The organism is Longimicrobium sp. (genome assembly GCF_036280135.1).
Taxonomy (GTDB): Bacteria; Gemmatimonadota; Gemmatimonadetes; order Longimicrobiales; family Longimicrobiaceae; genus Longimicrobium.
This window is the reverse complement of the sequence record NZ_DASURI010000962.1, coordinates 1-10,674: the sequence shown is the minus strand read 5'-3', so window position 1 is coordinate 10,674 and position 10,674 is coordinate 1. Positions and strand designations below refer to the sequence as shown.

The 10,674-nt window shown below is 72.3% G+C and carries 8 protein-coding genes; 6 read left to right on the top strand and 2 right to left on the bottom strand.

Features of this window, described 5'->3' with window-relative positions:
- Positions 1-67 precede the first annotated feature (67 nt).
- Positions 68-1,396: an ergothioneine biosynthesis protein EgtB gene (gene egtB / locus VFZ20_RS30980; RefSeq protein WP_329687844.1), complete on the bottom strand. Its 1,329-nt coding sequence runs from the start codon at positions 1,394-1,396 to the stop codon at positions 68-70.
- Between the two features lie 450 nt (positions 1,397-1,846).
- Here egtB and VFZ20_RS30975 point away from each other — a divergent pair, with 450 nt between their 5' ends.
- From VFZ20_RS30975 to VFZ20_RS30965, 3 genes are read left to right on the top strand one after another with little or no spacing between them, the layout of a single operon-like run.
- Positions 1,847-2,008, top strand: a complete 162-nt coding sequence (locus tag VFZ20_RS30975; RefSeq protein ID WP_329687843.1) for a hypothetical protein — start codon at positions 1,847-1,849, stop codon at positions 2,006-2,008.
- A 22-nt stretch (positions 2,009-2,030) separates the two neighbouring features.
- Complete coding sequence (locus VFZ20_RS30970; RefSeq protein WP_329687842.1) at positions 2,031-2,759, top strand: ATP-binding cassette domain-containing protein; 729 nt, start codon at positions 2,031-2,033, stop codon at positions 2,757-2,759.
- 8 nt (positions 2,760-2,767) lie between these two features.
- Positions 2,768-4,318 (top strand): glycine betaine ABC transporter substrate-binding protein, encoded by a 1,551-nt coding sequence (locus tag VFZ20_RS30965; protein ID WP_329687841.1) that lies wholly within the window; start codon positions 2,768-2,770, stop codon positions 4,316-4,318.
- A 307-nt stretch (positions 4,319-4,625) separates the two neighbouring features.
- Here VFZ20_RS30965 and gyrA read toward each other — a convergent pair whose 3' ends face one another.
- Positions 4,626-7,838: a DNA gyrase subunit A gene (gyrA, locus tag VFZ20_RS30960; RefSeq protein WP_329687840.1), complete on the bottom strand. Its 3,213-nt coding sequence runs from the start codon at positions 7,836-7,838 to the stop codon at positions 4,626-4,628.
- A 214-nt stretch (positions 7,839-8,052) separates the two neighbouring features.
- Between gyrA and VFZ20_RS30955 the strand changes: the two genes are divergently transcribed.
- The 3 genes from VFZ20_RS30955 (at position 8,053) to VFZ20_RS30945 (ending at position 10,645) form a co-directional block, all read left to right on the top strand.
- Entirely contained in the window at positions 8,053-8,670 is a 618-nt protein-coding gene (locus VFZ20_RS30955; RefSeq protein WP_329687839.1) for a shikimate kinase, read from the top strand.
- Positions 8,671-9,236: 566 nt separating this feature from the next.
- A complete protein-coding gene (locus VFZ20_RS30950) occupies positions 9,237-9,947 on the top strand; it encodes a class I SAM-dependent methyltransferase (protein WP_329687838.1) in 711 nt (236 codons plus the stop codon).
- Positions 9,944-10,645 (top strand): class I SAM-dependent methyltransferase, encoded by a 702-nt coding sequence (locus tag VFZ20_RS30945; protein ID WP_329687837.1) that lies wholly within the window; start codon positions 9,944-9,946, stop codon positions 10,643-10,645. Before VFZ20_RS30950 ends, VFZ20_RS30945 begins: the two co-directional genes overlap by 4 nt.
- The last annotated feature ends 29 nt before the right edge of the window (positions 10,646-10,674 follow it).

Here is a 10,674-nt window from a genome sequence, read left to right as displayed (position 1 = left end):
ACGACGGCTGCACCGGCCTCGATGGGCTCCACCGCGGGGGCGCCCTCCACGCCGGGGCCGCGCGCGCTCATCCGTCCAGCGCGCAGCGGAAGCCGGCGAAGATCTGCCGGCGGATGGGGTAGTCCCAGTTGCGGAACGTGTTGCGGATGGCGCCCGGGCGCGTGGCCCACGATCCGCCCTTGAGCACCTTGTAGTCCGGGCCGAAGAACACCTCGCTGTACTCCGGATACGGGAACGTCTGGTACCCCGGCCAGGCGGTGAAGTCCGACGCCGTCCACTCCCACACGTCGCCGATCATCCCGTACGCGCCGATGGGCGACACGTTGCGCGGATAGGCGCCCGTCTGCGCGGCCTGGAACGCCAGCTGGTCCAGGTTGGCGTCCAGCGGGCCGGGCGCCTCGTCCCCCCAGGGATACGCGCGCTGGGTGCCCGTGGCGGGATCCCACCCGGCGGCGGCCTCCCACTCCTGCTCGGTCGGAAGACGCCCGCCGGCCCAGTTGCAGTACGCCTCGGCCTCGTACCAGCAGACGTGGCACACGGGGCGATCGGGATCGACCGGCGTCTCGGCGTCCATCGACCGCGTCCACCACTGGCCGTCGCGCATCTCCCAGAACTGCGGCGCGGCAAGTCCGGCCTCCTGGCGGTGCTTCCAGCCGGCCTCGGACCAGAGCGAACGGTTGTCGTATCCGCCGTCGGCGATGAAGGCCGCGTACTCGCCGTTGGTCACCGCCCACGCGCCGATGCGGAACGGGGCGAGCTCCACGGCGTGGCGCGGGCGCTCGTTGTCGTACGCGGCCGTGCGGTCGTCCGTGCCGACGTGCACCGTGCCACCGGGAAAGCGCACCATCCCGTCCGCGTCCGCCGCGACGGGGCGGCCGGCGGGCGGGACGATGGCGCGCGGGGCTCGGTAGCGGGCGCCGTCCTCGTCCTTGAGCTGCAGGGCCTGCAGGATGGTCTCGTTGTGCTGGTACTCGTGCTGCGCCACCATGCGGTACACGTAGCCGCCGGCCAGCAGCTGGGGATCGGCCCGGCCCGTGTCGCCGTCGACGATGCGGTCCAGCACCATGCGGCGCGCGCAGGCCATGTGGTCCAGCGTGTCGGCCAGGCGGGGCAGGGCCAGCTGGCCGCGGACGGAGCGCGGGTTCTCGAACGGGTTGAAGATGCCGGGCATCTCGCCGAACTGCACCGGGCCCTCCAGGTTGCGCACGAGCCACAGCTCCTCGAAGTGCGCGATGTGGCCCATGTCCCACACCACCGGGCTCATCAGCCGGTTGTGCTGGTTCATGAGCTCGTCCTCGGGCAGGGGCGACACGAGCAGCAGCGTGCGCTCGCGCGCGTCCTGCAGCAACGCGGCGACCTCGCCGGGCGTGAGGGTTCCGTCGTGGGTCTGGGACATCTGGGGCGCCTTTGGATCGACGTGAAAAGTGGCGCGTGTGAGCGGGCTGGTCGTAAGCTATACGGACGCGTCCCACCACGCCACGACGGGGCCGTCGTGTTACGTGGCGGAGACGGGTGTACAACGTCTGTCAAAAGTCGGGCCGCGGGCGGATGGGGCGGTTACGAGCAATCCAGATCGACGGGATGGCGCTCGCCGGCAGCAACCGCCCCATCCGCCCGCGGCCCCTCCCCGCTCGTTCCTCGCGGAGAGGGAAATCAGCGGTTCCGCGCGGACCCCGCGTTCGTGCAGGAGTTGGGGGGTACACCCTCTCCCGCGCAGTTTGCGGGAGAGGGTGCGAGCGACAGCGAGCGGGTGAGGGCCCACCGAGCGATGCGCGGAGCCCGCGCCAGAGCGAATGATGCCGATTGCGGATCTGATCCGGTAAAGGCCGTTCCCCAGCCGGAGCGAATGAATTCGCCGCTGGAACGTCGCGAAGCCCGCCTGCGCGGACTGTCCGTCGCGGGCACGTTCATCGGCTCGGCCGGACCTTTGGGGGAGGCAATCCACCGTCTCCGCGCGATCCATCCCCATCCATCGATCCACACGTCCACCATGGCCGATGTCCACTGATACACTCGCGGTTCCCCGGCCCGTGCTCGCCGCAGACGACGTCGTCAAGCGCTACGGCGGCGTGTCGGCGCTGGAGGGCGTGTCGCTGGCGGCGGGGGCGGGGGAGTGCGTGGCGCTCGTGGGCGAGAGCGGATCGGGCAAGACCACGCTGCTGCGCTGCTTCAACCGCATGACGGAGCCGGACGGCGGCCGCGTGACCGTGGAGGGCGCGGACGCGGCCTCGGTGGATGCGACGGAGCTGCGCCGCCGCATCGGCTACGTGCCCCAGGACGGCGGGCTGATGCCGCACTGGACCGTGCTGCGCAACGCGTCGCTCGTGCCCTGGCTGCGCGGCGACGCGGACGCGGAGGCAAAGGGCGCGGCGGCCCTGGCGTGGGTGGGGCTGGACGCGGCCACGTTCGGATCGCGGTGGCCGCGCGAGCTGTCGGGCGGACAGCGGCAGCGCGTGGCCATCGCGCGGGCGCTGGCGGCGCGGCCCGGCATCGTGCTGCTGGACGAGCCGTTCGGCGCGCTGGACGCCATCACCCGCGCGGACCTGCAGACGGCGTTCGACGGCCTGCGCCGCGAGTTGGGCATCACCGCCGTGCTCGTGACGCACGACCTGCACGAAGCCGCGCTGCTGGCCGACCGCATCGCCGTGCTGCGCGCCGGCCGCATCGAGCAGGTCGCCGATCCGCGGACGCTCATCCACGCGCCGGAGACGGAGTACGTGGCCGGCCTCGTCGCCCGCTCGCGATTGGGGGCCGGATGATGCGGCGGATGACGATCATCATCACAGCCCTGCTCCTCTGCATGTCCGGCGGAGGGGCGGAGGCGCAGGAGGCGGCGGACCGGCCCGTCGTCATCGCGTCCAAGCCGTTCGGAGAATCGTACCTGCTGGCGGAGATGTTCGCGCAGGTGCTGGAGGCGCGCGGCATCCCCGTGGACCGGCGGATGGGGCTGGGCGCCACGGAGATCGCGTTCGGCGCGCTGCGGACGGGCGCCATCGACGTCTATCCCGAGTACACGGGCACGGGGCTGCTGGCCATCCTGAACGAGCCGCCGCAGCCCGATCCGGCGGCGGTGTTCGGCCGCGTGTCGCGCGAGTTCCAGGCGCGGTGGGGCGTGCGCTGGCTGCCGCCACTGGGCTTCGAGAACACGTACGCCATCGCCGTGCGGCGGGAGACGGCGCAGCGCGAGGGGCTGCGCACGCTCAGCGACCTGGCGCGGGCGGCGCCCCGGCTGAACGCCGGGTTCACGCCGGACTTCATCGGCCGCGACGACGGGTTGCCGGGGCTGCAGCGCGCGTACGGGCTGCGGCCGCGCACCGTCCGCCCGCTGGTGCAGGCCGTGAAGTACCAAGCGCTCGCGGAGGGCGCCGTGGACGTGATCGACGGCTACTCCACGGACGGCCTCATCGACCGCTACAACCTGGTGGTGCTGGAGGACGACCGCCGCTTCTTTCCGCCATACGAGGCCGCGGCCCTGGTGAGCGCGCGGCTGCAGCGCGACCGGCCGGACGCCGTGGCGGAGCTCACGCGGCTGAGCGGGCGCCTGGACGTGGCCACCATGCGCGCGCTCAACCGCCGCCTGGAGGTGGACGGCCAGCCCGTGGCGCGCGTGGCGGCGGATGCGCTGCGGTCGCTGGGCCTGGTCGGCGGGGCGGAGCGGGTGGACGCACGGCCGGCGGCGGCAAAGGGCGGGCTCGTCGGATACCTGTGGGAGCAGCGCGCGACGCTGGCGCGACTCACGGGGCGGCACCTGCTGCTGGTGGCGCTGTCGCTGCTCGCCGCGGCGGCCGTCGCCGTGCCGCTGGGCGTGCTGCTGGGGCGGGCGCGCGCGGGCGCGGCGGAGGGCACCGTGCGCGCCGTGGGCCTGCTGCAGACCATTCCCGGCATCGCGCTGCTGGCGTTCATGATCCCGCTGCTGGGGATCGGGATGGGGCCGGCGCTGGTCGCGCTCTTTCTCTACTCGCTGTATCCCATCGTCCGCAACACGTACACGGGCGTGCGCGACGCCGGCCCCGCCGCCGTGGAAGCCGCGCGGGCGCTGGGGATGAGTCCCGGGCAGGTGCTGCGGCACGTGCGGCTGCCCCTGGCCGCGCCCGCCATCATGGCCGGCGTGCGAACGTCCGCCGTGATCGCGGTGGGCACGGCGACGCTGGCGGCGTTCATCGGCGCGGGCGGGTTGGGCGATCCCATCGTGGCCGGATTGGCGCTGAGCGACACGCGGATGATCCTGTCCGGCGCCATCCCCGCCGCCCTGCTGGCCCTGGTGGTGGATGGGGTGCTCGCGATGGTCGAGCGGATGGTGCGGCCGGGCGGGATGTGAGGGGCGTGGGACCGCAAGCCGTCACCGAGCCGGAGCGGCTGAAGCCGCCGCAACGACAGCGGAAAGCCTCACAAACTGCGTGAGGCTTCAACGGCTCAATGGGCGCGGCCGGTGCACACGAGACGACCTCCTCTGGGGCAGTCCGCGAAGGCGGACTTCGTGCCTTTCCAGCGGCGAATTCATTCGCTCCGGCTGGGGCGTGGCCAACCACGCGCGGGCTCTCCCACACTCCGTCGGAAGCTCGACGCCACAGCAAAGCGGCCGCGGATCACGTGATCCGCGGCCGTTTTGCATCATCGGAACCGCATCAGCCGAACAGGTCCAGCTCTACCTCGTCGTCCGGCTTCTTGCCTCGCTTGCCCGCTTCCGTGGCCGGGGGCTCCGGCTCGGGCGGCGGGGCAGACGCCTTCGCGCGGCGCTTGGGCGCGGGCGGCTCGGGCTCAGGCTCCGGTGTGGGCTCAGGCTCGACCGCAGCCGCGGGGGCCTTCCGGCCGCGCTTCGCGACCGGCGCGGGTTCCGACGCCGGCTCCTCGATCGGCTCGGGCTCCGGGGCAGGTTCCACGACCAGCTCGGGTTCCGGCTTGGGCGCCTTCCTGCCGCGCTTCGCAGTGGGCGCGGGCTCCTCGGCCGGCTCGCGAGCTGGCTCGACCTCCGGCTCCGGCTCCGGCTCAGGGTCGGGCGCGGCGGCGCGGGTGCGGCGACGGCGCGGCTCGGGGACGATCGGCTCCTCGATGATCGCGTCGCTCAGGTCATCCGCCGACGCCGTGTCCTCGAACAGCTCGCCTTCCTCCACCGACGCCTCGACGACGACGGCCGCGGGCGATCCGCCATCACCCGACGGCTCCGCGTCTGTATCGGCATCCGCATCCGCATCGGCAATCGTGTCCGTCGGCGCTTCCGTGGACGCGGAGGCATCGGACGTGGAGCCATCGGATGCATCCCCATCCACCGAAGCGCCGTCCGCAGACTCCGAGGGGGCGGACGAGTCGGCATCGGCCGTCACCGCGCCGGGGGACGTGCCATCGGACGGGGCGGCGTTCGTCGACGGCTCTTCCAGCAGCTCGTCGGCCGTCGTCACGGGGGCCGTTGCGTCGCGCTCGGCCAGGGGGGTGACGGCCACCACGCGCTCGCTCCGGGCCAGCTCCAGCACGGGCTCGGGACGCGCGTCGCGGGGCAGCTGCGGGATGGCCGCGCGGCGGATGCGCATCATCACGTCCGCCTGCGTGACGGCGGCCAGGTCCGCCGCGCCCAGGGGCAGCACGGCCACCACCTCGCCCACGTCCTTGCCGGCGGGAACGAGAATCGTGCCCTTGCCGTCGCGCTTTTGCAGCGGCAGCTCGTCCATGGCGAACCGCTTGGCCAGGCCACGACCCGTCACGGCGCACAGCTCCGTGTCGGCCCTGGCGGCGATGAGGCCCACGATGCGCTCCTTGCCGTCCAGCTTCATCCCGCGGACGCCCTGCGTGGCGCGGCCCATCAGCGGCACGTCGCCCTCGCCAAAGCGGATGGTGCGGCCGCCGGACGCGGCGAGCACCACCTCCATCTCGCCGTCCGTCACGGCCACGAACGACAGCACGTCGCCCGAGCGGAGGGAGATGGCTTCCACGCCGCCGCTGCGGGGCCGCGTGAACTGGTCCAGCGACGTGCGCTTGACCGTGCCCCCCGCCGTGGCGAAGAGCACCGCGCGCGTCTCGCTGAACTCGCTCACGAGGAGCACGGTGGCGACGTTCGCATTCCTGGGCAGCTCCAGCAGCTGGTGCAGCCGCTTGCCGCGCGACGAGAGTCCCGTGTCCGGCAGGTCGCGCACGGGCAGGCCGTAGGCGCGGCCGTCGGCCGTGAACGCCATCAGCCAGTCTTCGGTGCTGGCGACCAGCACGCGCTCCAGGTAGTCCGCCTCGTAGTCCGTGCCGATGAGCGAGCCGCCGCGGCCCACGGCGCGCTGGTACACCTGCATGGGCACCTGCTTGGCGTACCCCTCGCGGGTGACCGTGACCACCACCTCCTCGGCCGCGATCATGTCCTGGATGCGGACGGACTTTTCGCTCTCGTAGATGGTCGTCCGCCGCGGGTCGCCGTACTTCTCCGCCAATTCCGCCAGCTCGCGGCGGATGAGGGCCGTTTGCCGCTCGGGGCTGGCCAGCAGCGTCTCCAACTCGGCGATGCGCTTGCCCAGCTCCTCCAGCCGGTCGCGCAGCTCGCGCACTTCCAGCTGCGTAAGCCGGCTCAGGCGCATGTTGAGGATGGCCTCGGCCTGGCGCTCGGTGAGCTTGAGCTCCTTTTGCAGCTTGTTGGACGCGCTCTCGCGGTTGCGGCTGCCGCGGATGATGGCGATCACCTGCTCGATCTTGCGCAGCGCGATCGTCAGCCCCTCCAGGACGTGGGCCTCGTCGCGCGCCTTCTCCAGCTCCCAGCGGGACCGGCGGACCACCACCTGCAGCCGGTGGTCGCGAAAGCGCTCCAGGATGGTCTTGAGGCCCAGCTCGCGCGGCACGCCGCCGTCCAGCGCCAGGGCGATCACGCCGAAGGTGGTCTGCAGGGCCGTGCCCTTGTACAGCGCCTGCAGCACCTTGGCGGGGTCGGCGCCGCGCTTGAGCTCGATGACCACGCGGATGCCGTCGCGGTCGCTCTCGTCGCGCAGGTCGCTCACGTCCTGCAGCTTGCCGGCCCGGGTAAGGTCGGCGATCTGCTCCAGGATGCGGGACTTGTTGGTGCCGTACGGGATCTCGGTGACGACCAGCTGCTCCTTGCCGCTGCGCCGCGACTCCTTGTAGACGCGGGCCTTCATCACCACGCGGCCGCGGCCGCTTTCGTACGCGTCGCGAATGCCCTGCACCCCCACGATGATGCCGCCCGTGGGAAAGTCCGGCCCGGGCACGTGCACCATCAGGTCGTCCGTGGTGCACTCCGGGTGGTCCAGCAGGTGGATGGCCGCGCGGACGACCTCCGCCAGGTTGTGGGGCGGCACGTTGGTGCTCATCCCCACGGCAATGCCGCTGCTGCCGTTCACCAGCAGGTTGGGCACGGCGGCGGGGAGCACCCGGGGCTCCTGCAGCCGGTCGTCGTAGTTAGGGGCGAAGTCGACGGTGTCCTTGTCGATGTCCGCCAGCATCTCCGTGGCAATGGGCGACAGCCGGCTTTCCGTGTACCGGTACGCCGCCGCCGCGTCGCCGTCGATTGATCCGAAGTTGCCCTGCCCGTCCACCAGCGGATAGCGCAGGGAAAAGTCCTGCACCATGCGCACGAGGGCGTCGTACACGGAGGCGTCGCCGTGCGGGTGGTACTTGCCCAGCACGTCGCCCACCACCGTCGCGCACTTCTTGTACGGCCGCGTGGGGACCAGTCCCGCCTCCTGCATGGCGAACAGGATGCGGCGGTGCACGGGCTTGAGCCCGTCGCGCACGTCGGGAAGCGCCCGCTGCACGATCACGCTCATCGAGTAGTCGATGAACGACGCGCGCATCTCGTCTTCGATGAGCCGCGGGACGATGCGGTCGCGCTGCGTGGGGGTGAGGATCGCCATCAGGGCTGCTTGCCGGATAATGCGCTGGAGGCCCGGCGCGGAGCGGCCGGACGGATGCGTCGACGGGACGTGTGCGCCGTGGACGCACGCGGATACACCGCACCCGTCCGCTGGTTCGGAAAATCTTCGGAATCTGGCGAGGAGGCCGTGCGGCCCGCAACCTGCCTGCCCGGCGGCCGTCCGTCAACCGTTCCGTGCAGAGGGAGATGCGGCCGTGCCTGAACTGGGGCTTCCGCCCGCGCTGGTGATCGAGCGCGTGGTGCTGCTGGGCTACATGACGTCGGGAAAGAGCACCGTGGGAAAGGCGCTGGCCCGGCGGCTGGAGTGGGAGTTCCTGGACTTCGACGTGGAAATCGAACGCCGGGCGGGCGCCACCGTCAAGGAGGTGATCGCGGCCCATGGCGAGGGCGCCTTCCGGGAGATGGAGGCCGCGCTCACGGAGGAAGTGGCGGAGCGGCCGGGCCTGGTCCTGGCGCCGGGGGGCGGATGGATCACGCGGCCGGAGCAGCTGGACCGCCTGGGTCGCCGCACCCTGAGCGTGTGGCTGCGCGTATCGCTGGACGAGACGGTGCGCCGCCTGAACGCCGACACCATCGCCCGCCCGTTTCGCGGCCACCCCGACCCGCGCCGTGCCATCGCGGGGATGCTGGCCGAGCGCGAGCCGCTGTACCGCCTGGCCGACGTCTCCGTCCCTGCCGAGGGCCGCTCGCCGGAGGGCGTGGCGTTCGAGATCGAGACCATCGTGCGCACACGGCGCGAGGTGCTGCTGCCGTTCACGCTGGGCGAGGACGCGGTGTCGGACGCGGCGGTGGATGAGCTGGTGCGGGACTGAACTGCCAGGGAATAGGTAATAGGGAATAGGGAATAGCGGGCGAACGGCGGAACTGCAGGGGACGGGGGACAGGTTGCAGGGGACAGCCGGCAAAGGCGGGCACGGGTGGGATCCAGGCGTGAGGGAAAGGTCGTGCACGGGCGAGAGGCCCCCTCCCCCCGCCCCCTGCCCCCGCTGTCGCGGGGGAGGGGGAGAACTGCGGTGCCGCGCGAACTTGGCTCTTGTGCGTGATCTCGCCCTCTCGCCACCCCTCCCCCGAAGTTGGGGGAGAGGTCGCCGTCGAGCCGCGAGGAACGAGCGGCGCAGACGGCGGGGGAGAGGGCCCCCCGTCGCGCAGCGACGGGTCCGTGCCTCTCCGGCTTTCCCGCCCGCAGGTCCTCCGCCCAAGGTGCAGTCACCCCGTGGAAGTATACACCCTCTCCCGCGCAGTTTGCGGGAGAGGGTGCGAGCGACAGCGAGCGGGTGAGGGCCCCCGCGGGTGAGGGCCCCCGCCGAAACCTCGCGCCGCTCCCGTCCGTTCTCCCTCCGCACCTCGACACTTTCGCATCCGCCGCATCGCATCCACCATGTCGAACCCGCCCTGGCCCGACACGTACGACCCCGTCGCCGACCGCTACGCGCAGGGCGCGGACACGGCGCCGTACAACGCGCACTACGAGCGCCCCGCCATGCTCACGCTGCTCCCCGACGCCGCCGGCGCGCACGTGCTGGACGCCGGCTGCGGCGACGGGTGGTACGCGCAGCAGCTCATGGCCCGCGGCGCGCGCGTCACGGCCGTGGACGCCAGCGCGCGGATGGTAGAGCACGCGCGCCGGCGCCTGGGCCCGGACGCGGACGTGCGCGTGGCCGATCTCGCACAGCCGCTGGACTTCGCCGATGCTACCTTTGACGGCATCGTGAGCGCGCTGGCGCTGGAGCACGTGCGCGACTGGGACGCCGCGTTCGCCGAGCTCCGGCGCATCCTGCGGCCCGGCGGGTGGATCCTGTTCTCCGCGCAGCATCCCGCGTTCACGGGCGCGCGGCTCGCGTCGGCGCACTACCACGACGTCGTCCGCGTGGAAGAACGGTGGGGATGGATCGGGGGCGCGGTGCCGGCGTTCTACCACCGCCCGCTCAGCGCCATGGTCAACGCCCTGGCGGGCGCCGGCTTCGCCATTGACCGGCTGGAGGAGCCCGTGCCCACGGACGAGTTCCGCCGCCGGCACCCGGACGATTATACAAGGCTGCTGCGGCAGCCGGGCTTCCTCATCTTTCGCGCGCGGCGGGAGGACCGGTGAGCAAGGACTACTTCAGCTACGACACCATCGCGGACGGGTACGCGGCCGGCGTGGAGCACGCGCCCTACAACGCGCTGTACGAGCGGCCCGCCATGCTCGCCATGCTGCCGCCCGTGGACGGCCTGCGCGTGCTGGACGCGGGATGCGGATCGGGACTGTACTGCGCGCTGCTCCTGGACCGCGGCGCGCGCGTCACCGGCGTGGACGAGAGCGCGCGGATGCTGGACCACGCGCACCGCCGCCTGGCCGGGCGCGACGCGGACCTGCGCGTGGCGGACCTGCGCGAGCCGCTCCCCTTCGCGGACGGCAGCTTTGACGGCATCATCAGCCCGCTGGCGCTGCACTACATGCCCGACTGGTCCATGGCTCTCGCCGAGTTCCGGCGCGTGCTCGTGCCCGACGGGTGGCTGCTGCTGTCCACGCACCATCCCGCGTCGGACGTGACCAACTTCGGCACGGAGCGGTACTCGCGGGTGGAGGCGATCGAGGACACGATCGACTGGGCGGGCCCCATCCGCTTCTACCGCCGGCCCATGAGCCGCATCGTCAACGACCTGGCGCAGGCGGGCTTCGCCATCGAGCGGATGGAGGAGGCGGAGCCCACGGAGGCCTTCCGCGCGCTCAAGCCGGATTCATACGCCCGCGTCATCGTCCACCCCGCGTTCCTCTTCATCCGCGCCCGCCCCTGGATCCGCTGACCGCGCCGATGCACATCCGCCCCCTCCTC

Coding starts and splice junctions, on each gene's coding strand:
- egtB (WP_329687844.1), bottom strand. CDS start 1,396: ATGTCCCAGACCCACGACGGAACCCTCACGCCCGGCGAGGTCGCCGCG.
- VFZ20_RS30975 (WP_329687843.1), top strand. CDS start 1,847: ATGAATTCGCCGCTGGAACGTCGCGAAGCCCGCCTGCGCGGACTGTCC.
- VFZ20_RS30965 (WP_329687841.1), top strand. CDS start 2,768: ATGACGATCATCATCACAGCCCTGCTCCTCTGCATGTCCGGCGGAGGG.
- gyrA (WP_329687840.1), bottom strand. CDS start 7,838: ATGGCGATCCTCACCCCCACGCAGCGCGACCGCATCGTCCCGCGGCTC.
- VFZ20_RS30950 (WP_329687838.1), top strand. CDS start 9,237: ATGTCGAACCCGCCCTGGCCCGACACGTACGACCCCGTCGCCGACCGC.